The following is a 24,199-nucleotide window of genomic DNA, read 5'->3' on the forward strand; positions in this document are numbered from 1 at the left end:
TTGAGCTTAAAAAGGGCGCTTCGGCGCCCTTTTTGCTTTTTATGGTTTTATTCCGCCTGTATTGCGCACGATTTGTTCGTGTATTTCCTCGTTGTTTTTCGTTCCGGTATTGTAATCATAATTATTCTCACTTACACTTTGTTCAGAAATTGAACGGGAGTGGGTATGTACGTTTGTTTGTGTAATGGCGTCAGCGATAAAAAAATTCGCCAGGCAGTACGCCAGTTTCATCCGCAGTCTTTCCAGCAATTGAGAAAATGTATTCCTATTGGAAATCAATGTGGTAAGTGTGTTCGTGCAGCCCGAGAGGTGATGGAAGACGAATTAATGCAAATGCCAGAGTTCAAAGAGATTGCCTGAAGCCGGATTTCTTTTTTGACATCCCCGTAGGCCGTTCTACGCTTCAATAAGTGGAAGCGGAGGGTCTATATAATGAAAGGTGATGTTAAGATTATAAATTATCTCAATAAATTATTGGGAAATGAGCTTGTCGCAATCAATCAATACTTTCTCCATGCGAGAATGTTCAAAAACTGGGGCCTGATGCGCCTCAACGATATTGAATATCACGAATCCATCGATGAAATGAAACACGCTGATAAGTACATCGAGCGTATTTTGTTTCTTGAAGGGATCCCCAATCTTCAGGATCTTGGCAAGCTGCATATCGGCGAAGATGTCGAAGAAATGCTGCAATCTGACTTAAAACTGGAACTGGACGGCGCAAAAGATTTGCGTGAAGCCATTGCCTACGCCGATAGCGTCCATGACTACGTGAGCCGCGATATGTTGATCGAGATACTCACCGAAGAAGAGCACCATATCGACTGGCTGGAGACGGAGCTGGATCTGATTGGCAAAATTGGCCTACAGAATTATCTGCAGTCGCAAATTAAAGTTGAAGATTAATCGCCGCCAGGCCGGCGATAATAAAACCCGCAGCCCCCAGAAATGGACCGAACGGCAGCGGGTTTTTTATTGTCTGTGCTGACCGTCTCCAGATGGCCTGACTCAGGATGTAAGTGCCGGCCATTGCGCAGGCTGTAACAAGCAGTACCGGTAATGATTGCCACCCGTGCCACGCCCCCAGGGCCGCAAGATATTTTACATCCCCGTACCCTAAGCCCTCACACCTGCGTATTGCTCTGTATCCCCAGTAAAACATGCTCATAATGCCGTAGCCGGCAAACACCCCCCAAAGCGCATCGCTGAGAGCCGCCGGATGCAGACTGAGCTGGAATAGCACCCCAGTCCACAGTAAAGGGCAGGTCAGGCGGTTTGGCAGCAGACCGGTATGGGCGTCATGCCAGCACAGGGCGCCGCTGAGCAGCGTATAAAGAATAAAGAAGGGTAGATCGAAAAGTGTCATCATTATAAGTCCGGTTTGGAAAAGTGGATGCAGTGTGCAAAGGGAGGGGGGAGGTTGGCAAAAGGGAATCTCTTTGACTGCGAGGCGTCATCCGGACAAAGAGGCGAGCTTGTAGGTTTGCACATCGTTTTGCGTAGCGCGCTGCAGGATATGGTGATTAATTTATAAACACGGCTTGCTTCACATGGGTATTTGTGTATAATGCGCGGGCTTGTCTAATATTGACAGGCGGTTCAATCTGAACCAGGTACTGCGTAAGCGATACCAGACAATGTTCCCAATTGGGGAACTCTGTAAGAACGGTTACACTCTCCCATCAATCGTAATGGGTTTGAGGAGTAACTATTTCGTCTATAAAATAATTGGAGCTCTGGTCTCATGCAGAACCAAAGAATCCGTATCCGCCTGAAAGCGTTTGATCATCGTCTGATCGATCAATCAACCGCGGAAATCGTCGAGACTGCTAAGCGCACTGGTGCGCAAGTCCGTGGTCCGATCCCGCTGCCGACCCGCAAAGAGCGTTTCACCGTTCTGATCTCTCCGCACGTTAACAAAGACGCGCGTGATCAGTACGAGATCCGTACTCACAAGCGTCTGGTTGACATCGTTGAGCCAACTGAAAAAACCGTTGATGCTCTGATGCGTCTGGACCTGGCTGCCGGTGTAGACGTGCAGATCAGCCTGGGTTAATCAGGTCATCGAGCGATTGAGAGGTTGATACAATGATTGGTTTAGTCGGTAAAAAAGTGGGTATGACCCGCATCTTCACTGAAGATGGCGTATCTATCCCAGTAACCGTTATCGAAGTTGAAGCAAACCGCGTTACTCAGATCAAAGATCTGGCTAACGATGGCTATCGCGCTGTTCAGGTTACCACTGGTGCTAAAAAAGCTAACCGTGTAACTAAGCCGGAAGCTGGCCACTTTGCTAAAGCTGGCGTAGAAGCTGGCCGCGGCCTGTGGGAATTCCGTCTGGCTGATGGTGAAGAATACACCGTAGGTCAGAGCATCAGCGTTGAACTGTTTGCTGACGTTAAAAAAGTTGACGTAACCGGTACCTCTAAAGGTAAAGGTTTCGCTGGTACCGTTAAGCGCTGGAACTTCCGTACCCAGGACGCTACTCACGGTAACTCCTTGTCTCACCGCGTTCCGGGTTCTATCGGTCAGAACCAGACTCCGGGCAAAGTGTTCAAAGGCAAGAAAATGGCAGGTCAGCTGGGCAACGAACGCGTTACTGTTCAGAGCCTGGACGTAGTACGTGTTGACGCTGAGCGCAACCTGCTGCTGGTTAAAGGTGGTGTTCCGGGTGCGACCGGTTGCGACCTGATCGTTAAACCAGCTGTGAAGGCGTAAGGGGATAGCAATGGAATTAGTATTGAAAGACGCGCAGAGCGCGCTGACTGTTTCCGAAACTACCTTCGGTCGTGATTTCAACGAAGCGCTGGTTCACCAGGTTGTTGTTGCTTATGCAGCTGGTGCTCGTCAGGGTACTCGTGCTCAGAAGACTCGTGCTGAAGTAACTGGTTCAGGCAAAAAGCCGTGGCGCCAGAAAGGTACCGGCCGTGCGCGTTCAGGTTCTATCAAGAGCCCGATCTGGCGTTCCGGTGGCGTGACCTTCGCTGCTCGCCCGCAGGACCACAGTCAAAAAGTTAACAAGAAGATGTACCGCGGCGCGCTGAAAAGCATCCTGTCCGAACTGGTACGTCAGGATCGTCTGATCGTTGTCGAGAAGTTCTCTGTAGAAGCGCCTAAAACTAAGCTGCTGGCACAGAAACTGAAAGACATGGCTCTGGAAGATGTGCTGATCATCACCGGTGAGCTGGACGAAAACCTGTTCCTGGCTGCGCGCAACCTGCACAAGGTTGACGTACGCGATGCAACTGGTATCGACCCGGTTAGCCTGATCGCCTTCGACAAAGTCGTAATGACTGCTGATGCTGTTAAGCAAGTTGAGGAGATGCTGGCATGATTCGTGAAGAACGTCTGCTGAAGGTGCTGCGCGCACCGCACGTTTCTGAAAAAGCGTCTACCGCGATGGAAAAAACCAATACCATCGTTCTCAAAGTTGCTAAAGACGCGACCAAAGCAGAAATCAAAGCTGCTGTGCAGAAACTGTTTGAAGTCGAAGTCGAAGTCGTTAACACCCTGGTAGTTAAAGGGAAAGTTAAACGTCACGGACAGCGTATCGGTCGTCGTAGCGACTGGAAAAAAGCTTACGTCACCCTGAAGGAAGGCCAGAATCTGGACTTCGTCGGCGGCGCTGAGTAAGTCGGAGGAGTAATACAATGGCAGTTGTTAAATGTAAACCGACATCTCCGGGTCGTCGCCACGTAGTTAAAGTGGTTAACCCTGAGCTGCACAAGGGCAAACCTTTTGCTCCGCTGCTGGAAAAAAACAGCAAATCCGGTGGTCGTAACAACAATGGCCGTATCACCACTCGTCACATTGGTGGTGGTCACAAGCAGGCTTACCGTATTGTTGACTTCAAACGCAACAAAGATGGTATCCCGGCAGTTGTTGAGCGTCTTGAGTACGATCCGAACCGTTCCGCGAACATCGCGCTGGTTCTGTACAAAGACGGCGAGCGCCGTTACATCCTGGCCCCGAAAGGCCTGAAAGCTGGCGACCAGATTCAGTCTGGCGTTGATGCTGCAATCAAAGCAGGTAACACCCTGCCGATGCGCAATATCCCGGTTGGTTCTACCGTTCATAACGTAGAAATGAAACCAGGTAAAGGCGGTCAGCTGGCACGTTCCGCTGGTACTTACGTTCAGATCGTTGCTCGTGATGGTGCTTATGTCACCCTGCGTCTGCGTTCTGGTGAAATGCGTAAAGTCGAAGCAGACTGCCGCGCTACTCTGGGCGAAGTTGGCAATGCTGAGCATATGCTGCGCGTTCTGGGTAAAGCAGGTGCTGCACGCTGGCGTGGTGTTCGTCCTACCGTTCGCGGTACTGCGATGAACCCAGTCGACCACCCACATGGTGGTGGTGAAGGTCGTAACTTTGGTAAGCACCCGGTAACTCCGTGGGGCGTTCAGACCAAAGGTAAGAAGACCCGCAGCAACAAGCGTACTGATAAATTCATCGTACGTCGCCGTAGCAAATAATTTTAGAGGATAAGCCATGCCACGTTCTCTCAAGAAAGGTCCTTTTATTGACCTGCACTTGCTGAAGAAGGTAGAGAAAGCGGTGGAAAGCGGAGACAAGAAGCCCCTGCGCACTTGGTCCCGTCGTTCAACGATCTTTCCTAACATGATCGGTTTGACCATCGCTGTCCATAATGGTCGTCAGCACGTTCCAGTTTTTGTTACCGACGAAATGGTTGGTCACAAACTGGGTGAATTCGCACCGACTCGTACTTATCGCGGCCACGCTGCTGATAAAAAAGCGAAGAAGAAATAAGGTAGGAGGAAGAGATGGAAACTTTAGCTCAACATCGCCATGCTCGTTCTTCTGCTCAGAAGGTTCGCCTTGTTGCTGACCTGATTCGCGGTAAGAAAGTGTCGCAGGCACTGGAAATTCTGACCTACACCAATAAGAAAGCGGCTGTACTGGTTAAGAAAGTTCTGGAATCTGCCATTGCTAACGCTGAACACAACGATGGCGCTGACATCGACGATCTGAAAGTTACGAAAATTTTCGTAGACGAAGGCCCGAGCATGAAGCGCATTATGCCGCGTGCGAAAGGTCGTGCAGATCGCATCCTGAAGCGCACCAGCCACATCACTGTGGTTGTGTCCGATCGCTGAGACTCTGGAGACTAGCAATGGGTCAGAAAGTACATCCTAATGGTATTCGCCTGGGTATTGTAAAACCATGGAACTCAACCTGGTTTGCGAACACCAAAGAATTCGCTGACAACCTGGACAGCGACTTTAAAGTACGTCAGTACCTGACTAAGGAACTGGCTAAAGCGTCCGTATCTCGTATCGTTATCGAGCGTCCGGCTAAGAGCATCCGTGTGACCATTCACACCGCTCGCCCGGGTATCGTGATCGGTAAGAAAGGTGAAGACGTAGAAAAACTGCGCAAAGTCGTAGCTGATATTGCTGGCGTACCTGCCCAGATCAATATCGCCGAAGTGCGTAAGCCTGAACTGGACGCAAAATTGGTTGCTGACAGCATCACTTCTCAGCTGGAACGTCGCGTTATGTTCCGTCGTGCTATGAAGCGTGCTGTACAGAACGCAATGCGTCTGGGCGCTAAAGGTATCAAAGTTGAAGTTAGCGGCCGTCTGGGCGGCGCGGAAATCGCACGTACCGAATGGTACCGTGAAGGTCGCGTACCGCTGCACACTCTGCGTGCTGACATCGACTACAACACCTCTGAAGCGCACACCACTTATGGTGTAATCGGCGTTAAGGTATGGATCTTCAAAGGTGAGATCCTGGGTGGTATGGCTGCTGTTGAACAACCGGAACCGGCTGCTCAACCTAAAAAGCAGCAGCGTAAAGGCCGTAAATAAGGAGCGTCGCTGATGTTACAACCAAAGCGTACAAAATTCCGTAAAGTGCACAAAGGCCGTAACCGCGGTCTGGCTGCTGGCGCGGATGTTAGCTTCGGCAGCTTCGGCCTGAAAGCTGTTGGCCGTGGTCGTCTGACTGCCCGTCAGATCGAAGCAGCACGTCGTGCAATGACCCGTGCAGTTAAGCGTCAAGGTAAGATCTGGATCCGTGTATTCCCGGACAAACCGATCACCGAAAAACCGCTGGCAGTGCGTATGGGTAAAGGTAAAGGTAACGTGGAGTATTGGGTTGCCTTGATTCAGCCGGGTAAAGTCCTGTATGAAATGGACGGTGTCCCGGAAGAGCTGGCCCGTGAAGCATTCGGCCTCGCTGCAGCGAAACTGCCGATCAAAACCACCTTTGTAACTAAGACGGTGATGTAATGAAAGCAAAAGAGCTGCGTGAAAAAAGCGTTGAAGAGCTGAACGCTGAGCTGCTGAACCTGCTGCGTGAGCAGTTCAACCTGCGCATGCAGGCTGCAAGTGGCCAGCTGCAACAGACTCACCTGCTGAAGCAGGTTCGTCGTGATGTTGCACGCGTTAAGACTTTACTGACTCAGAAGGCGGGTGCGTAATGACCGATAAAATCCGTACTCTGCAAGGTCGCGTAGTTAGCGCAAAAATGGAGAAATCCATTGTTGTTGCTATCGAACGTATGGTGAAACACCCGGTATACGGCAAATTCATCAAACGTACGACCAAACTGCACGTACATGACGAGAACAACGAATGCGGCATGGGCGACGTGGTTGAAATCCGCGAATGCCGTCCGCTGTCCAAGACTAAATCCTGGACGCTGGTTCGCGTTGTAGAGAAAGCGGTTCTGTAATACAGTACTCGTTCTCGATACGAATAAACGGCTCAGCGATGAGCCGTTTATTTTTTCTACCCATATCGTTGAAGCGGTGTTATAATGCCGCGCCCTCGATATGGGGCTTTTTAACGACCTGAATTCGGGTCTCAGTAGTAGTTGACATTAGCGGAGCACTAAAATGATCCAAGAACAGACTATGCTGAACGTCGCCGACAACTCCGGTGCACGTCGCGTAATGTGTATCAAGGTTCTGGGTGGCTCGCACCGTCGCTACGCAGGCGTAGGCGACATCATCAAGATCACCATCAAGGAAGCAATTCCGCGTGGTAAGGTCAAAAAAGGTGATGTGCTGAAGGCGGTAGTGGTGCGCACCAAGAAGGGTGTTCGTCGCCCGGACGGTTCTGTCATTCGCTTCGATGGTAATGCATGCGTTATTTTAAACAATAACAGCGAGCAGCCTATCGGTACGCGTATTTTTGGGCCGGTAACTCGTGAACTTCGTAACGAGAAGTTCATGAAAATTATCTCTCTGGCACCAGAAGTACTCTAAGGAGCGAATCATGGCAGCTAAAATCCGTCGTGATGACGAAGTTATCGTGTTAACCGGTAAAGATAAAGGTAAGCGCGGTAAAGTTAAGAATGTCCTGTCTTCCGGCAAGGTCATCGTTGAAGGTATCAACCTGGTTAAGAAACACCAGAAGCCGGTTCCGGCTCTGAACCAACCAGGCGGCATTGTAGAGAAAGAAGCAGCTATTCAGATCTCTAACATTGCACTTTTCAACGCGGCTACCGGCAAGGCTGACCGTGTAGGCTTTAGATTCGAAGACGGCAAAAAAGTCCGTTTCTTCAAGTCTAACAGCGAAACTATCAAGTAATTTGGAGTAGTACGATGGCGAAACTGCATGATTACTACAAAGACGAAGTAGTCGCTAAACTCATGTCTGAGTTTAACTACAATTCTGTCATGCAAGTCCCTCGGGTCGAGAAGATCACCCTGAACATGGGTGTTGGTGAAGCGATCGCTGACAAGAAACTGCTGGATAACGCAGCAGCTGACCTGACAGCAATCTCCGGTCAAAAACCGCTGATCACCAAAGCACGCAAATCAGTTGCAGGCTTCAAAATCCGTCAGGGCTATCCGATCGGCTGTAAAGTAACTCTGCGTGGCGAACGCATGTGGGAGTTCTTTGAGCGCCTGATCACTATTGCTGTTCCACGTATCCGTGACTTCCGTGGCTTGTCCGCTAAGTCTTTCGACGGTCGTGGTAACTACAGCATGGGTGTCCGTGAGCAGATCATCTTCCCAGAGATCGACTACGATAAAGTCGACCGCGTGCGTGGTTTGGATATTACCATTACCACTACTGCGAAATCTGATGAAGAAGGCCGTGCTCTGCTGGCTGCCTTTGACTTCCCGTTCCGCAAGTAAGGTAGGGTTACTGAATGGCTAAGCAATCAATGAAAGCACGCGAAGTAAAGCGCGTAGCTTTAGCTGATAAGTACTTCGCAAAACGCGCTGAACTGAAAGCTATTATCTCTGATGTGAACGCGACCGACGAAGATCGTTGGAACGCAGTTCTCAAGCTGCAGTCTCTGCCGCGTGATTCCAGCCCGTCTCGTCAGCGTAAACGCTGCCGTCAAACAGGTCGTCCGCATGGCTATGTGGGCAAGTTCGGGTTGAGCCGTATTAAGCTTCGTGAAGCCGCTATGCGCGGTGAAGTACCGGGCTTGAAAAAGGCTAGCTGGTAATTACCAATTGAATCACGGGAGTAAAGACAGATGAGCATGCAAGATCCGATCGCGGATATGCTGACCCGTATCCGTAACGGTCAGGCCGCGAATAAAGCTGCGGTCACCATGCCTTCCTCCAAGCTGAAAGTGGCAATTGCCAACGTGCTGAAGGAAGAAGGTTTTATTGAAGATTTTAAAGTTGAAGGCGACACCAAGCCGGAACTGGAACTGACTCTTAAGTATTTCCAGGGTAAAGCTGTTGTAGAAAGCATTCAGCGTGTTAGTCGCCCAGGTCTGCGCATTTATAAGCGTAAAGACGAGCTGCCGAAGGTTATGGCTGGCATGGGTATCGCGGTTGTTTCTACCTCTAAAGGTGTTATGACTGATCGTGCAGCGCGCCAGGCTGGTCTTGGTGGCGAAATTATCTGCTACGTAGCCTAATCGGAGGAAAAAATGTCTCGTGTTGCTAAAGCACCGGTCGTTGTTCCTGCCGGCGTTGATGTAAAAATCAACGGTCAGGTTATTACGATCAAAGGTAAAAACGGCGAGCTGACTCGTACTCTCAACGATGCTGTTGACGTTAAACATGCAGATAATGCTCTGACTTTCGGTCCGCGTGATGGTTACGTAGACGGTTGGGCTCAGGCTGGTACCGCGCGTGCCCTGCTGAACGCAATGGTTATCGGTGTTACCGAAGGCTTCACTAAGAAGTTACAGCTGGTTGGTGTAGGTTATCGTGCAGCGGTCAAAGGGAACGTGGTAAACCTGTCTTTAGGTTTCTCTCACCCGGTTGAGCATCAGCTGCCGGCAGGTATTACTGCTGAATGTCCGACTCAAACTGAAATCGTGCTGAAAGGCGCTGATAAGCAGGTGATCGGCCAGGTAGCAGCGGATCTGCGCGCCTACCGTCGTCCTGAGCCTTACAAAGGCAAGGGTGTTCGTTACGCCGACGAAGTCGTGCGTACCAAAGAGGCTAAGAAGAAGTAAGGTAACACTATGGATAAGAAATCTGCTCGTATCCGTCGTGCGACCCGCGCACGCCGCAAGCTCCAGGAGCTGGGTGCAACTCGCCTGGTGGTACATCGTACCCCGCGTCACATTTACGCACAGGTCATTGCACCGAACGGTTCCGAAGTTCTGGTAGCTGCTTCTACTGTAGAAAAAGCTATCGCTGAACAACTGAAGTACACCGGTAACAAAGACGCTGCAGCAGCTGTGGGTAAAGCTGTCGCTGAACGCGCTCTGGAAAAAGGCATCAAAGATGTGTCCTTTGACCGTTCCGGGTTCCAATATCATGGTCGTGTCCAGGCACTGGCAGATGCTGCCCGTGAAGCTGGCCTTCAGTTCTAAGGTAGAGGTGTAAGATGGCTCACATCGAAAAACAAGCTGGCGAACTGCAGGAAAAGCTGATCGCGGTAAACCGCGTATCTAAAACCGTTAAAGGTGGTCGTATTTTCTCCTTCACAGCTCTGACTGTAGTAGGCGATGGTAACGGTCGCGTTGGTTTTGGTTACGGTAAAGCGCGTGAAGTTCCAGCAGCGATCCAGAAAGCGATGGAAAAAGCCCGTCGCAATATGATTAACGTCGCGCTGAATACTGGCACCCTGCAGCACCCGGTTAAGGGTACTCACACGGGTTCTCGTGTATTCATGCAGCCGGCTTCCGAAGGTACCGGTATCATCGCCGGTGGTGCAATGCGCGCCGTTCTGGAAGTCGCTGGGGTTCGTAACGTTCTGGCTAAAGCGTATGGTTCCACCAACCCGATTAACGTGGTTCGTGCAACTATCGATGGTCTGGAAAATATGAAATCTCCGGAAATGGTCGCTGCCAAGCGTGGTAAATCCGTTGAAGAAATTCTGGGGAAATAAACCATGGCAAAGACTATTAAAATTACTCAAACCCGCAGTGCAATCGGTCGTCTGCCGAAACACAAGGCAACGCTGCTTGGCCTGGGTCTGCGTCGTATTGGTCACACCGTAGAGCGCGAGGATACTCCTGCTGTTCGTGGTATGGTCAACGCGGTTTACTTCATGGTTAAAGTTGAGGAGTAAGAGATGCGTTTAAATACTCTGTCTCCGGCCGAAGGCTCTAAAAAGGCGGGTCGCCGTCTGGGTCGTGGTATCGGTTCTGGCCTCGGTAAAACCGGCGGTCGTGGTCACAAAGGTCAGAAGTCTCGTTCTGGCGGTGGCGTACGTCGTGGTTTCGAGGGTGGTCAGATGCCTCTGTACCGTCGTCTGCCGAAATTCGGCTTCACTTCTCGCAAAGCAGCGATCACAGCGGAAATCCGTCTGTCTGACCTGGCGAAAGTGGAAGGCGGTATTGTTGACCTGAGCACGCTGAAAGCAGCTAACATTATCGGTGTCCAGATCGAGTTCGCGAAAGTGATCCTGGCTGGCGAAGTTTCTACTCCGGTAACTGTTCGTGGCCTGCGTGTTACTAAAGGCGCTCGTGCTGCTATCGAAGCTGCTGGCGGTAAAATCGAGGAATAAGTAGCAGATGGCTAAACAACCGGGATTAGATTTTCAAAGTGCCAAAGGTGGCTTAGGCGAGCTGAAACGCAGACTGCTGTTTGTAATCGGTGCGCTTATTGTGTTCCGTATTGGCTCTTTTATTCCGATCCCTGGTATTGATGCCGCTGTACTTGCCAAACTGCTTGAGCAACAGCGAGGCACCATCATTGAAATGTTCAACATGTTCTCTGGTGGTGCTCTCAGCCGTGCTTCTATCTTTGCTCTGGGGATCATGCCGTATATTTCGGCGTCGATCATTATCCAGCTGCTGACGGTGGTTCATCCAACGCTGGCAGAAATTAAGAAAGAAGGGGAGTCTGGTCGTCGTAAGATCAGCCAGTACACCCGCTACGGTACTCTGGTGCTGGCGATATTCCAGTCGATCGGTATTGCTACCGGTCTGCCGAATATGCCTGGTATGCAGGGCCTGGTAATCAATCCAGGCTTTGCATTCTATTTCACCGCTGTTGTAAGTCTGGTTACAGGAACAATGTTCCTGATGTGGCTCGGCGAACAGATCACTGAACGTGGTATCGGTAACGGTATTTCGATCATCATCTTCGCTGGTATCGTTGCGGGACTCCCGCCAGCCATTGCCCATACTATCGAGCAAGCGCGTCAAGGCGACCTGCACTTCCTCCTGTTGCTGTTGGTTGCAGTATTAGTGTTTGCAGTGACGTTCTTTGTTGTATTTGTTGAACGTGGTCAACGCCGCATTGTGGTAAACTACGCGAAACGTCAGCAAGGTCGTCGTGTCTATGCTGCACAGAGCACACATTTACCGCTGAAAGTGAATATGGCGGGGGTAATCCCGGCAATCTTCGCTTCCAGTATTATTCTGTTCCCTGCGACCATCGCGTCATGGTTCGGGGGCGGTACCGGTTGGAACTGGCTGACAACAATTTCGCTGTATTTGCAGCCTGGGCAACCGCTTTATGTGTTACTCTATGCGTCTGCAATCATCTTCTTCTGTTTCTTCTACACGGCGTTGGTCTTCAACCCGCGTGAAACAGCAGATAACCTGAAGAAGTCCGGTGCATTTGTACCAGGAATTCGTCCGGGAGAGCAAACGGCGAAGTATATCGATAAAGTAATGACTCGCCTGACACTCGTTGGTGCACTGTATATTACTTTTATCTGCCTGATCCCGGAGTTCATGCGTGATGCAATGAAAGTGCCGTTCTACTTCGGTGGGACATCGCTACTGATCGTTGTTGTCGTGATTATGGACTTTATGGCTCAAGTGCAAACTCTGATGATGTCAAGTCAGTACGAGTCTGCATTGAAGAAGGCGAACCTGAAAGGCTACGGCCGCTAAATGGTCGTCTGAGAAGTTACGGAGAGTAAAAATGAAAGTTCGTGCTTCCGTCAAGAAATTATGCCGTAACTGCAAAATCGTTAAGCGTGATGGTGTCATCCGTGTGATTTGCAGTGCCGAGCCGAAGCATAAACAGCGCCAAGGCTGATTTTTTCGCATATTTTTCTTGCAAAGTTGGGTTGAGCTGGCTAGATTAGCCAGCCAATCTTTTGTATGTCTGTACGTTTCCATTTGAGTATCCTGAAAACGGGCTTTTCAGCATGGTGCGTACATATTAAATAGTAGGAGTGCATAGTGGCCCGTATAGCAGGCATTAACATTCCTGATCAGAAACATGCTGTGATCGCGTTAACCTCGATCTACGGCGTCGGCAAGACCCGTTCTAAAGCCATCCTGGCTGCTGCGGGTATCGCTGAAAATGTTAAGATCAGTGAGCTGTCTGAAGGACAAATCGACACGCTGCGTGACGAAGTTGCCAAATTTGTCGTTGAAGGTGATCTGCGCCGTGAAATTAGCATGAGCATCAAGCGCCTGATGGATCTTGGTTGCTATCGCGGTTTGCGTCATCGTCGTGGTCTGCCAGTGCGCGGTCAGCGTACTAAGACCAACGCACGTACCCGTAAGGGTCCGCGCAAACCGATCAAGAAATAATCGGGGTGATTGAATAATGGCAAAGGCACCAATTCGTGCACGTAAACGTGTAAGAAAGCAAGTCTCTGACGGCGTGGCTCATATCCATGCTTCTTTCAACAACACCATCGTTACCATTACTGATCGTCAGGGTAACGCGCTGGGTTGGGCAACAGCCGGTGGTTCCGGTTTCCGTGGTTCGCGTAAATCCACTCCGTTTGCAGCTCAGGTTGCAGCAGAGCGTTGCGCTGACGCCGTTAAAGAATACGGCATCAAGAATCTGGAAGTTATGGTTAAAGGTCCGGGTCCAGGCCGCGAATCTACTATTCGTGCTCTGAACGCCGCTGGTTTCCGCATCACTAACATTACTGATGTGACTCCGATCCCTCATAACGGTTGTCGTCCGCCGAAGAAACGTCGCGTATAACGCTTCGTTTTCCAGGTTTGTTGGAGAAAGAAAATGGCAAGATATTTGGGTCCTAAGCTCAAGCTGAGCCGTCGTGAGGGCACCGACTTATTCCTTAAGTCTGGCGTTCGCGCGATCGATACCAAGTGTAAAATTGAACAAGCTCCTGGCCAGCACGGTGCGCGTAAACCGCGTCTGTCTGACTATGGTGTGCAGTTGCGTGAAAAGCAGAAAGTTCGTCGTATCTACGGCGTGCTGGAGCGTCAGTTCCGTAACTATTACAAAGAAGCAGCACGTCTGAAAGGCAACACCGGTGAAAACCTGTTGGCTCTGCTGGAAGGTCGTCTGGACAACGTAGTATACCGTATGGGCTTTGGCGCCACTCGTGCTGAAGCACGCCAGCTGGTTAGCCATAAAGCAATCATGGTAAACGGTCGTGTTGTTAACATCGCTTCTTATCAGGTTAAAGCGAATGACGTTGTTAGCATCCGTGAGAAAGCGAAAAAGCAATCTCGCGTTAAAGCCGCTCTGGAGCTGGCTGAACAGCGTGAAAAGCCAACCTGGCTGGAAGTTGATGCTGGCAAGATGGAAGGCACGTTCAAGCGTCAGCCTGAGCGTTCTGATCTGTCTGCGGACATTAACGAACACCTGATCGTCGAGCTTTACTCCAAGTAAAGCTTAGTACCAAAGAGAGGACACAATGCAGGGTTCTGTGACAGAGTTTCTAAAACCGCGCCTGGTAGATATCGAGCAAGTGAGTTCGACGCACGCCAAGGTGACCCTTGAGCCTTTAGAGCGTGGCTTTGGCCATACTCTGGGTAACGCACTGCGCCGTATTCTGCTCTCATCGATGCCGGGTTGCGCGGTGACCGAGGTTGAGATTGATGGTGTACTTCATGAGTACAGCACCAAAGAAGGCGTTCAGGAAGATATCCTTGAAATCCTGCTCAACCTGAAAGGGCTGGCGGTGAGAGTTCAGGGTAAAGATGAAGTTATTCTTACCTTGAATAAATCTGGCATTGGCCCTGTGACCGCAGCCGATATCACCCATGACGGGGATGTCGAAATCGTCAAGCCGCAGCACGTGATCTGCCACCTGACCGATGAGAACGCAGCTATCAGCATGCGTATCAAAGTTCAGCGCGGTCGCGGTTATGTGCCGGCTTCTGCCCGAATTCATTCGGAAGAAGATGAGCGCCCGATCGGCCGTCTGTTGGTCGACGCCTGCTACAGCCCTGTAGAGCGTATTGCCTACAATGTTGAAGCAGCGCGTGTAGAACAGCGTACCGACCTGGACAAGCTGGTCATCGAAATGGAAACCAATGGCACAATCGATCCTGAAGAGGCGATTCGTCGTGCGGCAACCATCCTGGCAGAACAACTGGAAGCTTTCGTTGACTTACGTGATGTACGTCAGCCGGAAGTGAAAGAAGAGAAACCAGAATTCGATCCGATCCTGCTGCGCCCTGTTGACGATCTGGAATTGACTGTCCGCTCTGCTAACTGCCTCAAGGCAGAAGCTATCCACTATATCGGTGATCTGGTACAGCGTACCGAGGTTGAGTTGCTGAAAACGCCGAACCTGGGTAAAAAATCTCTTACTGAGATTAAAGACGTGCTGGCCTCACGTGGTCTGTCTCTGGGCATGCGCCTGGAAAACTGGCCGCCGGCAAGCATTGCTGACGAGTAACCGGATCACAGGTTAAGGTTTTACTGAGAAGGATAAGGTCATGCGCCATCGTAAGAGTGGTCGTCAACTGAACCGCAACAGCAGCCATCGCCAGGCTATGTTCCGCAACATGGCAGGTTCTCTGGTTCGTCATGAAATCATCAAGACGACCCTGCCTAAAGCGAAAGAACTGCGTCGCGTAGTTGAGCCGCTGATTACTCTTGCCAAGACTGATAGCGTTGCTAATCGTCGTCTGGCATTCGCCCGTACTCGTGATAACGAGATCGTGGCAAAACTGTTTAACGAGCTGGGCCCGCGTTTCGCGAGCCGTACCGGTGGTTACACTCGCATTCTGAAGTGTGGCTTCCGTGCAGGCGACAACGCGCCGATGGCATACATCGAGCTGGTTGATCGTGCTGAGCCGAAAGCAGAAGCAGCTGCAGAGTAATTTGCAGTAAAGTAAAAAAACCCGCCTCGGCGGGTTTTTTTATATCCCCTCTCCCCCCATCCTATCTACAATAGCCGTATTCTTTCTGTTCAACTCAGCGGAGTGTTGTCATGTGGTTACTGGACCAGTGGGCTGAGCGTCATATTACAGACGCACAGCGTCGAGGTGAGTTTGACAATCTTCCGGGACAGGGTGAGGCACTGGTGCTTGATGATGACTCTGCTGTTCCTGAAGAGTTACGCTCTGGTTACCGGCTCTTAAAGAACGCTGGATGCCTGCCGCCAGAGCTTGAACAACGTAAAGAGGCGATAGCGCTGGCGGATATCCTGAAAGGTATTCGCCGTGAGGATGTTCGCTACCAGGAACTAAGTCGTCGATTAACGCTGTTAGAGCTCAAACTCCAACAGGCCGGTATCAATACGGACTTTCTGCGCGGCGATTATGCTGAAAAGCTGATGCAAAAAATCAATGAGGAGTAGCGATGTACCGGATTGGTGAACTGTCTAAACTGGCTGGCGTCACCCCTGACACCGTCCGTTATTATGAAAAGCAGCAGATGATGAGTCACGACGTGCGTACCGAAGGCGGCTTTCGTCTGTACACGGTGGACGATCTTCAGCGCCTGAAGTTTATTCGCTACGCACGTCAGCTTGGTTTTACCCTTGAGTCGATCCGCGAACTGCTTTCGATCCGTGTCGATCCGGAGCACCATACCTGTCAGGAATCAAAAAGCATCGTCCAGGCAAGACTCAGTGAAGTCGAGTCGCGCATCGAAGAACTTCAGTCGATGCAGCGCGCATTAAAGCAGCTCAATGATGCCTGCTGCGGTACGGCGCATAGCAGTGAGTTTTGTTCGATACTTGGGATCCTCGAGCAGGGGGCCGGTGCATCGTAAAATCGCCGTTGAAATTTTACACAATGAGATCTACACTCGCCGCGTTTAATTAACCCAATCAGGAGATTGTTATGAGCCGCTATCAGCATACGAAGGGGCAGATCAAAGATAATGCCATTGAGGCGCTGTTGCATGACCCGCTGTTTCGCCAGCGTGTTGAGAAAAATAAGAAAGGGAAAGGAAGCTATTTGCGGAAGGAAAAACACGGTAAACAATATGGTCGGGAGGCCAGTGGCAAACAAGCGATGCGCTTTTTTACCACTGGCTTTCTGCTTTCTGTAGCCTGATTAAGAACGGTTGTTTTGTTCTTTCAGCAGATCACGAATTTCGGATAGCAGCACTTCTTCTTTTGTTGGCGCCGGCGCGGCCGCGGGTTCTTCTTTCTTACGATTGAGTTTATTCATCAGCTTAATCGCCATAAAGATAGCGAAGGCAACAATGATAAAATCAAACACATTCTGAATGAAGACGCCGTAATGCATCACGACCGCAGGGATATCACCTTGCGCATCACGTAGCGTAACGGCAAACTGTTTGAAATCAATCCCACCAATTAATAGCCCCAACGGTGGCATGATAATGTCCGCCACTAAAGACGACACGATCTTACCAAACGCCGCACCAATAATGACACCCACTGCCAAATCGACAACATTTCCTCGCATCGCGAATTCGCGAAACTCTTTAATAATGCTCATTTTATTCTCCCTTGTGCTAGCTGACGTTTATAAGTTTAACAAATGTTTATTTAATTTCCATTAGTGATAATAAATATGAAGGTATTAATTAACCCTTAAATAATAGAAGGTTAATAAAAAAGCGCTCTATTGAGCGCCTTTGGGAAATTAAAGGAAGAAAGGACTGGGCTGGAACAGGCGTTCGACGTCGGAAATATATTTTTTATCGGTCAGGAACATAATGACGTGATCGCCTTGTTCAATACGCAAATTGTCATTCGCAATCATGACGTCATTTCCACGCACCACCGCGCCAATAATGGTGCCTGGAGGCAGTTTAATTTCGTCAATCACTCGCCCAACTACTCGCGAAGTACTTTCATCGCCGTGTGCGACGGCTTCGATGGCTTCAGCAACACCGCGGCGTAGCGACGAAACGCCTACGATATCGGCTTTACGTACGTGGCTAAGTAGTGCAGAGATGGTGGCCTGCTGTGGTGAGATCGCAATATCGATCACGCTGCCCTGAACCAGATCGACATAAGCGCGACGCTGGATCAACACCATCACTTTCTTGGCACCCATTCGTTTAGCCAGCATCGCCGACATGATATTGGCTTCGTCATCGTTGGTGACGGCAATAAACAGATCGACCTGATCAATGTGCTCTTCCGCCAACAGCTCTTGATCCGAGGCATCGCCAAAAAAGACGATGGTATTTTGCAGTTTCTCTGCCAGTTCGGCCGCTCGCTGTTGATTACGTTCAATCAGCTTCACGCTGTAATCTTTTTCCAGCCTGCGTGCTAACCCCGCACCGATATTACCACCGCCAACCAGCATGATGCGCTTGTAAGGTTTCTCCAGACGTTGGAGCTCACTCATTACCGCGCGAATATGTTGTGATGCGGCGATAAAGAAGACTTCATCACCGGCTTCGACAATAGTGGAACCCTGCGGGCGAATCGGGCGGTCATGGCGGAAAATCGCCGCAACGCGGGTATCAATGTGCGGCATATGCTCACGCATTGTTGAGAGCGCATTACCCACTAGCGGGCCGCCGTAGTAAGCCTTCACCACCGCCAGGCTAACTTTTCCTTCCGCGAAGTTCACCACCTGCAGTGCGCCGGGGTACTCGATCAGACGGTAGATATTGTCGATAACCAATTGCTCGGGAGCGATCAGATGATCGATCGGTACGGCATCGCTGTGAAAGAGCTTATCGGCGTCGCGTACGTAGTCCGGTGAGCGGATTCGTGCAATACGGTTTGGCGTATTGAATAACGAGTAGGCCACCTGGCAGGCGACCATATTGGTTTCATCCGAACTGGTTACCGCGACCAGCATATCGGCATCGTCGGCACCGGCTTCACGCAAAACGCGGGGGTGAGAAGCATGGCCTTGTACCACGCGAAGGTCGAATTTATCCTGCAGGCTGCGCAAGCGCTCGCCGTTAGTGTCAACGATCGTGATGTCGTTGTTTTCCCCGACCAGGTTTTCCGCCAGCGTTCCGCCGACTTGTCCGGCGCCCAGAATGATAATTTTCATCAGTTGCGACCCGTTATTTCATCACTTTTTGATTAGCTTAGCGTAGAAGAAGCCATCACCTTCTTCGGCACCCGGTAAATTCTGTTGCCCTGGCTGCTCAGGCGTACCGGTTTCACGCAGTTCAGCATCCGGTGTGCGGGAGAGAAACGCGGCGATTTGCTGCTGGTTTTCTTCCGGCAGAATGGAACAAGTCGCGTATACCAGCGTACCACCCGGCTTCAGGTGTGCCCAGGTTGCGTTAAGGATCTCGGCCTGCAGCTGTGCCAGTTCGGCAATATCACGGTCGCGGCGCAGCCATTTGATATCCGGGTGGCGACGGATTACCCCGGTAGCGGAACACGGTGCGTCCAGCAGGATGCGATCGAACTGTTGATCGCCGCACCATTGTTCAGGATAGCGTCCATCACCTTGTTTCACCGTCGCCTTCATGCCCAGCCGTTTCAGGTTGTCATACACGCGTGACAGGCGTTTCTCGTCGACGTCGACGGCCAATACATTGGCCTGCGGCGCGACTTCCAGAATGTGAGTGGTTTTGCCGCCCGGCGCACAACACAGGTCAAGGATTTGCTCGCCGTCTTCCGGCAGCAGGTAGTTTACGCACCCTTGAGCGGAAGCATCCTGCACGGTCACCCAACCTTCGTCAAAACCTGGGAGGGCGTGTACGGGCGCTGGTGTTTCCAGACGCACTGCGTCCGGGTAGTCGGGATGCGGGAATCCCGTCATACCGGCTTCCGTTAGCAGATTAAGCCAGGCGTCGCGCGAGTGGTGAGTGCGGTTAACACGCAGCCACATCGGCGGGCGCTGGTTATTGGCCTCAAGGATGCTTTCCCACTGCTGCGGATAGGCCGCTTTAATGCGTTTTACCAGCCAGGAAGGATGAAGGAAGCGCAAATCGGTTTGTGAGAATTCAGTTAGCAGCTCTTCCTGACGGCGCTGGAACTGACGCAGTACGCCGTTGATCAGCCCTTTCAACTGCGGACGCTTTATGACGACTGCACCTTCAACGGTTTCCGCCAGCGCGGCATGCGGCGGAATACGGGTATGCAGCAGCTGGTAGAAGCCCACCATGATCAGGTAATGGACGGTGCGCTGTTTGCCCGTCATCGGGCGTTCCATCAGCTGTTGGATCATCCACTCAAGCTGGGAAAGTGTGCGCAACACGCCGAAGCACAGCTCCTGAAGCAGCGCTTTGTCTTTATCAGCCACTTTTTGCTGCATGGCGGGCAGCACATTGCTTAGCGACTGTCCCTTCTCGACGACCTGTTCAACGGCCTGGGCCGCCATACTGCGTAAATTAAGATGTTTTTTCATAACCGTAAAAATAAAAATGCCCGGAGACTCCGGGCTTTAAAAAGGTACCAACCGTCAGAGTAGACGGTTTCCGGGCTCGAACCACTCCCGGCGCGAGTTAAGCAGATCCTGAGCGCTCATGGCCTTCTTACCCGCTGGTTGCAGCGAGAGAAGATTGAGGATGCCGTCGCCGGTCGCGACCTGAATACCCTGGCGGGTGGCTTCGAGGATGGTCCCCGGCTCGGCGCCAGCGTGTTTGTCAATCACCGAAGCCTGCCAGATTTTGACCGGCTGCTCGTCGATAACGATGTAGCTCATCGGCCACGGATTAAAGGCGCGGATGCAGCGTTCCAACTGAGCGGCGCTGAGCGTCCAGTCAACACGGGCTTCTTCTTTGCTCAGTTTCTCAGCATAGGTAACCAGAGTTTCATCCTGCACTTCCGGTGTCGCCGTGCCGGTTGCCAGCAAATGCAGCGTGTGCAGCAGTCCCTGAGGGCCAAGCTCAGCCAGCTTATCGTAAAGGCTGGCGCTGGTGTCTTCAGGGGTAATCGGGCAGGAAAGCTTATGCAGCATATCGCCGGTATCCAGGCCCACGTCCATCTGCATGATGGTCACACCGGTTTCGCTGTCGCCGGCCCACAGCGAACGCTGAATTGGCGCAGCGCCACGCCAGCGCGGCAGCAGAGAACCGTGAACGTTGATGCACCCGAGGCGCGGCATAGTCAGCACGGCTTTCGGCAGGAGAAGCCCATAAGCGACGACGACCATGACGTCAGCCTGTAGATCCGCAACCAGCTTCTGATTTTCTTCAGGACGCAGCGAGGCTGGCTGAAAGACTGGAATGCCTTTCTCTTCCGCCAACACTTTTACCGGGCTTGGCATTAACTTCTTACCACGGCCGGCAGGGCGGTCTGGTTGGGTAAATACGCCAATGACCTGGTGCTCAGACGACAACAGCGCGTCAAGATGACGCGCTGCAAAATCAGGAGTACCCGCAAAAATAATACGTAGGGAATCTGACACGTTAATCCTTATCCTTAGGCACGCGCGTTCAGGCGATCCAGTTTTTCAACTTTCTGACGAATACGTTGCTGCTTTAATGGTGACAGATAATCGATAAACAGCTTACCGACTAAGTGGTCCATTTCATGCTGAATGCAAATAGCCAGCAGGCCGTCAGCTTCCAGCTCAAAGGGGTTACCATCACGGCCAATGGCGCGAATTTTCACGCGTTCGGCACGAGGAACCAGCGCCCGCTGTTCCGGAATGGACAGGCAGCCTTCTTCAATGCCGGTATCGCCGTCTTTTTCCAGTAGTTCAGGGTTGATCAGCACCAGCTGTTCGTCACGATTCTCAGAGACATCGATAACGATAATACGCTGATGGATATCGACCTGGGTCGCCGCCAGACCAATCCCTTCTTCGGCGTACATGGTTTCGAACATATCGTCCACGATACGCTGGATTTCGTCATTCACTTCTTTTACCGGCGCAGCGACTTTGCGAAGACGCTCGTCCGGGATATGTAATACTTGCAAAACTGCCATAAATATCCAGAGTTCTGTTCAGGAGTAGGAAAGATTATTACCTCTATTCTAGACAAAACCCCCTCTAATTGACAGAGTCACTGACCAATCGCAAAGATTGCTAATGCCGCATGTGGCAAGGGGGAACGGATGTCACCCGAGGAACTCGCCTTTCGTTTGTTAAAGGTGAATGATTTGTATGGCGATGGCATGCTGAACGCGCTGTGTGCGTTGCGTCAGGAAACGCGCATTACCCATCAAATGCTCTACGTTTTGGGCTTCAGCATTAAGCAGGCCGAACGTTTTTTTGCGTTTTCACCCGCAGAGATGGAGGCCGCCAACCGTTGGCTGGCGGAATCAGACAACCATCTTTTATTTGCGGATTCTCCCTTGTATCCGGAACCGCTTCGCGCCATTAGCGATTACCCGGCAGTATTGTGCGTACGCGGGAATCTGGCATTGCTGCATTCCCCACAGCTCGCCGTTGTGGGGAGCCGGCAACACTCTCTGTACGGTGAGCGCTGGGGGCGCTATTTGTGTGAATCGCTGGCGAAGATGGGAATCACGATTACCAGCGGCCTGGCGTTAGGCATCGATGGGGTTGCCCATCGGGGGGCGTTGCAGGCTGGCGGCAGCACGATTGCGGTCCTCGGCAGCGGGCTGAACCATATCTATCCCCATCGGCATCGGTCACTGGCGCAGAGCATTGTGGAACACGGCGGGGCGCTGGTGTCAGAATTCCCGCTTATGGCGACGCCTGCGCCTTATCATTTCCCGCGGCGTAACCGTATTATCAGCGGGTTAAGTCGCGGCGTATTGGTTGTGGAAGCCGCGTTGCGAAGCGGTTCGTTGGTGACGGCGCGCTGCGCGCTTGAACAGGGGAGAGAGGTGTTCGCTATCCCCGGGCCGCTTGGTCATCCGGGCATGGAGGGGCCGCATTGGCTTATCAAACAGGGAGCGATTACCGTCACAGAGCCTGAGGATATTCTGGCGCTTTTTCCGGGATTAAACAGACATTTGTCCGAACGAGCAAAAATGGCAAATTATTGTGCAGATAAGGAATCCGTAGCATTGCCATTTCCTGAGCTCCTGGCTAACGTAGGAGATGAGGTAACACCTGTTGACGTCGTCGCTGAACGTGCCGGCCAACCTGTGCCAGTCACCGTGGCCCAGCTACTTGAACTGGAGTTAGCAGGATGGATCGCAGCTGTACCCGGCGGCTATGTCCGATTAAGGAGGGCAGGCCATGTTCGACGTACTAATGTATTTGTTTGAGACCTACATCCATAACGAAACAGACATGCGCGTAGATCAGGACAAACTGACTCGGGATCTTACCGATGCGGGGTTCGAACGTGAAGACATCTTCAACGCGCTAATGTGGCTGGAAAAGCTCGCCGACTATCAGGAAGGCCTCGTAGAACCGATGCAACTGGCATCAGATCCTCTCTCCGTGCGTATTTTCACACAGGAAGAGAGCCAGCGTCTGGATGCAAGCTGCCGAGGATTCCTGTTATTCCTGGAGCAGATTCAGGTGCTGAACCTCGAAACGCGGGAAATGGTTATTGAGCGCGTGCTGGCTCTGGATACCGCAGAGTTTGAGCTGGAAGAGCTGAAATGGGTCATTTTGATGGTTCTGTTCAATCTTCCGGGCTGTGAAAATGCGTATCAACAAATGGAAGAATTACTCTTCGAGACGAATGAAGGTATGCTGCATTAAATCATTTTGTGGCATCAAGAGTTGTTATGGTCAAATCAGCACTGTTTTCGGTGCCTAAACACGAGCCCTGTCCACAGTGCGGGGCCGAACTGGTCATACGGTCCGGTAAACACGGGCCGTTTCTTGGCTGTTCCCATTATCCGGAATGCGATTACGTTCGTCCCCTGAAAAGTCAGGCGGATGGTCATATCGTTAAAATTCTGGAGGGGCAACTGTGTCCCGAGTGTGGCGCCGTTATGGTGCTGCGTCAGGGGCGCTTTGGCATGTTCATCGGATGCAGTCAGTATCCGGAATGTGAACACACTGAGGTTATTGATAAACCTGATGAAACGGCGATTTCCTGCCCTGCCTGCCAGCAAGGGCATCTGGTGCAGCGCCGCTCTCGTTACGGCAAAACCTTTCATTCCTGCGATCGTTACCCGGAATGTCAGTTCGTCATTAACTTCACACCGGTTGCGGGGGAGTGCCCCGAGTGCCACTACCCGCTGCTTATCGAAAAGAAAACGGCGCAGGGCGTAAAGCGTTTTTGTGCCAGTAAACAATGTGGAAAGCCGGTTCCGGCGAAACAAATCAGTGAATAAAAACCTGCCATCAGAGGCCGTACAGCGTGCGGTTGTTGCTCTGAATAATAAAGAAGTCATCGCCTATCCAACCGAAGCCGTGTTTGGCGTAGGTTGCGATCCTGATAGTGAAGAAGCGGTAATGCGCCTGCTGGCGTTAAAACAGCGTCCGGTAGAAAAGGGGCTGATTCTGATCGCCGCAAGTTTCGAACAACTTCAACCGTATATTGACGACAGTCAGTTGACCGACGAGCAGCGTGCCACGGTCTTTGCCCGTTGGCCTGGGCCGGTGACGTTTGTCTTCCCCGCGAAGCCAACGACTCCCGCCTGGCTGACCGGCCGCTTTAACTCGCTGGCCGTTCGCGTTACCGATCACCCGGTGGTCATTGAACTCTGCCAGGCCTATGGCAAACCTTTGGTGTCGACCAGCGCGAATCTGACCGGTTTGCCTCCTTGTCGCACCACGGCAGAAGTGCTTGCCCAGTTCGGTGATGATTTCCCGGTGGTGGATGCGCCGACCGGTGGGCGGATGAATCCGTCAGAAATCCTCGATGCCCTGACGGGTGAACGTTTTCGCCAGGGGTAAAG

General features: G+C 51.6%; 42 protein-coding genes and 1 pseudogene. 37 read left to right on the forward strand and 6 right to left on the reverse strand.

The window, feature by feature from the left end; all coding sequences use genetic code 11:
* Nucleotides 1-165 precede the first annotated feature (165 nt).
* Both bfd and bfr read left to right on the forward strand, forming a co-directional pair.
* Nucleotides 166-360, forward strand: a complete 195-nt coding sequence (bfd, locus tag K7B04_RS07360; RefSeq protein ID WP_035894970.1) for a bacterioferritin-associated ferredoxin — start codon at nucleotides 166-168, stop codon at nucleotides 358-360.
* Between the two features lie 72 nt (nucleotides 361-432).
* The gene (bfr, locus tag K7B04_RS07365) at nucleotides 433-909 is read left to right on the forward strand and encodes a bacterioferritin (RefSeq protein WP_163446635.1); all 477 of its coding nucleotides are present in this window, start codon (nucleotides 433-435) and stop codon (nucleotides 907-909) included.
* Here bfr and K7B04_RS07370 read toward each other — a convergent pair.
* Nucleotides 893-1,372, reverse strand: a complete 480-nt coding sequence (locus K7B04_RS07370) for an A24 family peptidase (protein ID WP_167574925.1) — start codon at nucleotides 1,370-1,372, stop codon at nucleotides 893-895. The genes bfr and K7B04_RS07370 overlap by 17 nt on opposite strands.
* Nucleotides 1,373-1,747: 375 nt before the next feature.
* Here K7B04_RS07370 and rpsJ point away from each other — a divergent pair, with 375 nt between their 5' ends.
* From rpsJ to K7B04_RS07525, 31 genes and pseudogenes are all read left to right on the forward strand, one after another.
* The gene (gene rpsJ, locus K7B04_RS07375; protein ID WP_001181005.1) at nucleotides 1,748-2,059 is read left to right on the forward strand and encodes a 30S ribosomal protein S10; all 312 of its coding nucleotides are present in this window, start codon (nucleotides 1,748-1,750) and stop codon (nucleotides 2,057-2,059) included.
* Between the two features lie 32 nt (nucleotides 2,060-2,091).
* Nucleotides 2,092-2,721 carry a 50S ribosomal protein L3 gene (rplC, locus tag K7B04_RS07380; RefSeq protein ID WP_064541630.1) on the forward strand — a complete coding sequence of 210 codons (630 nt, stop codon included), beginning with the start codon at nucleotides 2,092-2,094 and terminating at the stop codon, nucleotides 2,719-2,721.
* A gap of 10 nt (nucleotides 2,722-2,731) precedes the next feature.
* Complete coding sequence (gene rplD / locus K7B04_RS07385; protein ID WP_000424395.1) at nucleotides 2,732-3,337, forward strand: 50S ribosomal protein L4; 606 nt, start codon at nucleotides 2,732-2,734, stop codon at nucleotides 3,335-3,337.
* Nucleotides 3,334-3,636: a 50S ribosomal protein L23 gene (gene rplW, locus K7B04_RS07390; protein WP_000617546.1), complete on the forward strand. Its 303-nt coding sequence runs from the start codon at nucleotides 3,334-3,336 to the stop codon at nucleotides 3,634-3,636. The genes rplD and rplW overlap by 4 nt, the downstream gene beginning before the upstream one ends.
* Nucleotides 3,637-3,653: 17 nt before the next feature.
* A complete protein-coding gene (gene rplB, locus K7B04_RS07395) occupies nucleotides 3,654-4,475 on the forward strand; it encodes a 50S ribosomal protein L2 (protein WP_000301859.1) in 822 nt (273 codons plus the stop codon).
* 16 nt (nucleotides 4,476-4,491) lie between these two features.
* Complete coding sequence (gene rpsS, locus K7B04_RS07400) at nucleotides 4,492-4,770, forward strand: 30S ribosomal protein S19 (protein ID WP_001138117.1); 279 nt, start codon at nucleotides 4,492-4,494, stop codon at nucleotides 4,768-4,770.
* 14 nt (nucleotides 4,771-4,784) lie between these two features.
* Nucleotides 4,785-5,117, forward strand: a complete 333-nt coding sequence (gene rplV, locus K7B04_RS07405; protein ID WP_035894978.1) for a 50S ribosomal protein L22 — start codon at nucleotides 4,785-4,787, stop codon at nucleotides 5,115-5,117.
* A gap of 17 nt (nucleotides 5,118-5,134) precedes the next feature.
* Nucleotides 5,135-5,833: a 30S ribosomal protein S3 gene (gene rpsC, locus K7B04_RS07410; protein ID WP_006817277.1), complete on the forward strand. Its 699-nt coding sequence runs from the start codon at nucleotides 5,135-5,137 to the stop codon at nucleotides 5,831-5,833.
* A gap of 12 nt (nucleotides 5,834-5,845) precedes the next feature.
* Nucleotides 5,846-6,256 (forward strand): 50S ribosomal protein L16, encoded by a 411-nt coding sequence (gene rplP / locus K7B04_RS07415; protein ID WP_064541633.1) that lies wholly within the window; start codon nucleotides 5,846-5,848, stop codon nucleotides 6,254-6,256.
* Complete coding sequence (gene rpmC, locus K7B04_RS07420) at nucleotides 6,256-6,447, forward strand: 50S ribosomal protein L29 (RefSeq protein WP_002919754.1); 192 nt, start codon at nucleotides 6,256-6,258, stop codon at nucleotides 6,445-6,447. The genes rplP and rpmC overlap by 1 nt, the downstream gene beginning before the upstream one ends.
* Nucleotides 6,447-6,701 (forward strand): 30S ribosomal protein S17, encoded by a 255-nt coding sequence (gene rpsQ, locus K7B04_RS07425; protein ID WP_035894980.1) that lies wholly within the window; start codon nucleotides 6,447-6,449, stop codon nucleotides 6,699-6,701. The genes rpmC and rpsQ overlap by 1 nt, the downstream gene beginning before the upstream one ends.
* A gap of 163 nt (nucleotides 6,702-6,864) precedes the next feature.
* Nucleotides 6,865-7,236 (forward strand): 50S ribosomal protein L14, encoded by a 372-nt coding sequence (rplN, locus tag K7B04_RS07430; protein WP_000613954.1) that lies wholly within the window; start codon nucleotides 6,865-6,867, stop codon nucleotides 7,234-7,236.
* 10 nt (nucleotides 7,237-7,246) lie between these two features.
* Nucleotides 7,247-7,561 (forward strand): 50S ribosomal protein L24, encoded by a 315-nt coding sequence (gene rplX, locus K7B04_RS07435; RefSeq protein ID WP_035894981.1) that lies wholly within the window; start codon nucleotides 7,247-7,249, stop codon nucleotides 7,559-7,561.
* Nucleotides 7,562-7,575: 14 nt separating this feature from the next.
* A complete protein-coding gene (gene rplE / locus K7B04_RS07440) occupies nucleotides 7,576-8,115 on the forward strand; it encodes a 50S ribosomal protein L5 (RefSeq protein ID WP_064541635.1) in 540 nt (179 codons plus the stop codon).
* Nucleotides 8,116-8,129: 14 nt separating this feature from the next.
* A complete protein-coding gene (gene rpsN, locus K7B04_RS07445) occupies nucleotides 8,130-8,435 on the forward strand; it encodes a 30S ribosomal protein S14 (RefSeq protein WP_064541637.1) in 306 nt (101 codons plus the stop codon).
* Between the two features lie 30 nt (nucleotides 8,436-8,465).
* Nucleotides 8,466-8,858, forward strand: coding sequence for a 30S ribosomal protein S8 (rpsH, locus tag K7B04_RS07450; protein ID WP_003031127.1), 393 nt, complete (start codon nucleotides 8,466-8,468; stop codon nucleotides 8,856-8,858).
* A gap of 12 nt (nucleotides 8,859-8,870) precedes the next feature.
* Nucleotides 8,871-9,404 carry a 50S ribosomal protein L6 gene (gene rplF / locus K7B04_RS07455; protein WP_064541640.1) on the forward strand — a complete coding sequence of 178 codons (534 nt, stop codon included), beginning with the start codon at nucleotides 8,871-8,873 and terminating at the stop codon, nucleotides 9,402-9,404.
* A 9-nt stretch (nucleotides 9,405-9,413) separates the two neighbouring features.
* Nucleotides 9,414-9,767, forward strand: a complete 354-nt coding sequence (gene rplR / locus K7B04_RS07460; protein WP_000358960.1) for a 50S ribosomal protein L18 — start codon at nucleotides 9,414-9,416, stop codon at nucleotides 9,765-9,767.
* 14 nt (nucleotides 9,768-9,781) lie between these two features.
* Complete coding sequence (gene rpsE, locus K7B04_RS07465) at nucleotides 9,782-10,285, forward strand: 30S ribosomal protein S5 (protein WP_015962744.1); 504 nt, start codon at nucleotides 9,782-9,784, stop codon at nucleotides 10,283-10,285.
* Between the two features lie 3 nt (nucleotides 10,286-10,288).
* Nucleotides 10,289-10,468, forward strand: a complete 180-nt coding sequence (gene rpmD / locus K7B04_RS07470) for a 50S ribosomal protein L30 (protein WP_003863301.1) — start codon at nucleotides 10,289-10,291, stop codon at nucleotides 10,466-10,468.
* 3 nt (nucleotides 10,469-10,471) lie between these two features.
* Entirely contained in the window at nucleotides 10,472-10,906 is a 435-nt protein-coding gene (gene rplO, locus K7B04_RS07475; protein WP_065358279.1) for a 50S ribosomal protein L15, read from the forward strand.
* 7 nt (nucleotides 10,907-10,913) lie between these two features.
* A complete protein-coding gene (gene secY / locus K7B04_RS07480) occupies nucleotides 10,914-12,245 on the forward strand; it encodes a preprotein translocase subunit SecY (protein WP_015962746.1) in 1,332 nt (443 codons plus the stop codon).
* A gap of 31 nt (nucleotides 12,246-12,276) precedes the next feature.
* Nucleotides 12,277-12,393 (forward strand): 50S ribosomal protein L36, encoded by a 117-nt coding sequence (gene rpmJ, locus K7B04_RS07485; RefSeq protein ID WP_000868187.1) that lies wholly within the window; start codon nucleotides 12,277-12,279, stop codon nucleotides 12,391-12,393.
* Nucleotides 12,394-12,539: 146 nt separating this feature from the next.
* Nucleotides 12,540-12,896: a 30S ribosomal protein S13 gene (gene rpsM / locus K7B04_RS07490; RefSeq protein WP_013364454.1), complete on the forward strand. Its 357-nt coding sequence runs from the start codon at nucleotides 12,540-12,542 to the stop codon at nucleotides 12,894-12,896.
* A 16-nt stretch (nucleotides 12,897-12,912) separates the two neighbouring features.
* A complete protein-coding gene (gene rpsK, locus K7B04_RS07495) occupies nucleotides 12,913-13,302 on the forward strand; it encodes a 30S ribosomal protein S11 (protein ID WP_001029684.1) in 390 nt (129 codons plus the stop codon).
* A 33-nt stretch (nucleotides 13,303-13,335) separates the two neighbouring features.
* A complete protein-coding gene (gene rpsD, locus K7B04_RS07500; protein ID WP_038158499.1) occupies nucleotides 13,336-13,956 on the forward strand; it encodes a 30S ribosomal protein S4 in 621 nt (206 codons plus the stop codon).
* Nucleotides 13,957-13,981: 25 nt separating this feature from the next.
* Nucleotides 13,982-14,971, forward strand: a complete 990-nt coding sequence (gene rpoA, locus K7B04_RS07505) for a DNA-directed RNA polymerase subunit alpha (protein WP_002919219.1) — start codon at nucleotides 13,982-13,984, stop codon at nucleotides 14,969-14,971.
* Between the two features lie 40 nt (nucleotides 14,972-15,011).
* On the forward strand, nucleotides 15,012-15,398 hold the full coding sequence (gene rplQ / locus K7B04_RS07510; RefSeq protein WP_064541646.1) for a 50S ribosomal protein L17: 387 nt from the start codon (nucleotides 15,012-15,014) through the stop codon (nucleotides 15,396-15,398).
* Between the two features lie 110 nt (nucleotides 15,399-15,508).
* On the forward strand, nucleotides 15,509-15,877 hold the full coding sequence (locus K7B04_RS07515) for a DUF1992 domain-containing protein (RefSeq protein WP_163446631.1): 369 nt from the start codon (nucleotides 15,509-15,511) through the stop codon (nucleotides 15,875-15,877).
* 2 nt (nucleotides 15,878-15,879) lie between these two features.
* A complete protein-coding gene (gene zntR / locus K7B04_RS07520; protein WP_163446629.1) occupies nucleotides 15,880-16,293 on the forward strand; it encodes a Zn(2+)-responsive transcriptional regulator in 414 nt (137 codons plus the stop codon).
* A 71-nt stretch (nucleotides 16,294-16,364) separates the two neighbouring features.
* A pseudogene (locus K7B04_RS07525) lies at nucleotides 16,365-16,687 on the forward strand (alternative ribosome-rescue factor A).
* Here K7B04_RS07525 and mscL read toward each other — a convergent pair.
* The 5 genes from mscL to def all read right to left on the reverse strand — a co-directional run bounded on the left by mscL (nucleotide 16,581) and on the right by def (nucleotide 21,352).
* Nucleotides 16,581-16,991 (reverse strand): large-conductance mechanosensitive channel protein MscL, encoded by a 411-nt coding sequence (gene mscL / locus K7B04_RS07530; protein WP_064541658.1) that lies wholly within the window; start codon nucleotides 16,989-16,991, stop codon nucleotides 16,581-16,583. The pseudogene K7B04_RS07525 and the gene mscL overlap by 107 nt on opposite strands.
* Before the next feature lie 147 nt (nucleotides 16,992-17,138).
* Nucleotides 17,139-18,515 carry a Trk system potassium transporter TrkA gene (gene trkA / locus K7B04_RS07535; RefSeq protein WP_064541661.1) on the reverse strand — a complete coding sequence of 459 codons (1,377 nt, stop codon included), beginning with the start codon at nucleotides 18,513-18,515 and terminating at the stop codon, nucleotides 17,139-17,141.
* A gap of 21 nt (nucleotides 18,516-18,536) precedes the next feature.
* Nucleotides 18,537-19,826, reverse strand: a complete 1,290-nt coding sequence (rsmB, locus tag K7B04_RS07540) for a 16S rRNA (cytosine(967)-C(5))-methyltransferase RsmB (protein ID WP_163446623.1) — start codon at nucleotides 19,824-19,826, stop codon at nucleotides 18,537-18,539.
* Between the two features lie 54 nt (nucleotides 19,827-19,880).
* The gene (fmt, locus tag K7B04_RS07545) at nucleotides 19,881-20,828 is read right to left on the reverse strand and encodes a methionyl-tRNA formyltransferase (RefSeq protein WP_223803771.1); all 948 of its coding nucleotides are present in this window, start codon (nucleotides 20,826-20,828) and stop codon (nucleotides 19,881-19,883) included.
* A gap of 14 nt (nucleotides 20,829-20,842) precedes the next feature.
* The gene (gene def, locus K7B04_RS07550) at nucleotides 20,843-21,352 is read right to left on the reverse strand and encodes a peptide deformylase (RefSeq protein WP_064541669.1); all 510 of its coding nucleotides are present in this window, start codon (nucleotides 21,350-21,352) and stop codon (nucleotides 20,843-20,845) included.
* Between the two features lie 129 nt (nucleotides 21,353-21,481).
* Between def and dprA the strand changes: the two genes are divergently transcribed.
* Genes dprA through tsaC form a run of 4 tightly spaced genes read left to right on the forward strand, consistent with a single transcriptional unit; the run spans nucleotide 21,482 to nucleotide 24,197 of the window.
* Nucleotides 21,482-22,606 carry a DNA-protecting protein DprA gene (dprA, locus tag K7B04_RS07555; RefSeq protein ID WP_223803772.1) on the forward strand — a complete coding sequence of 375 codons (1,125 nt, stop codon included), beginning with the start codon at nucleotides 21,482-21,484 and terminating at the stop codon, nucleotides 22,604-22,606.
* Nucleotides 22,578-23,051, forward strand: a complete 474-nt coding sequence (gene smg / locus K7B04_RS07560) for a DUF494 family protein Smg (RefSeq protein ID WP_223803773.1) — start codon at nucleotides 22,578-22,580, stop codon at nucleotides 23,049-23,051. Before dprA ends, smg begins: the two co-directional genes overlap by 29 nt.
* Before the next feature lie 26 nt (nucleotides 23,052-23,077).
* Nucleotides 23,078-23,632: a type I DNA topoisomerase gene (locus tag K7B04_RS07565; protein ID WP_163446615.1), complete on the forward strand. Its 555-nt coding sequence runs from the start codon at nucleotides 23,078-23,080 to the stop codon at nucleotides 23,630-23,632.
* A complete protein-coding gene (gene tsaC, locus K7B04_RS07570) occupies nucleotides 23,625-24,197 on the forward strand; it encodes an L-threonylcarbamoyladenylate synthase type 1 TsaC (protein WP_163446613.1) in 573 nt (190 codons plus the stop codon). Before K7B04_RS07565 ends, tsaC begins: the two co-directional genes overlap by 8 nt.
* Nucleotides 24,198-24,199: the final 2 nt, after the last annotated feature.

The organism is Kluyvera sp. CRP (assembly GCF_019930565.1).
Taxonomy (GTDB): Bacteria; Pseudomonadota; Gammaproteobacteria; order Enterobacterales; family Enterobacteriaceae; genus Kluyvera; species Kluyvera georgiana_A.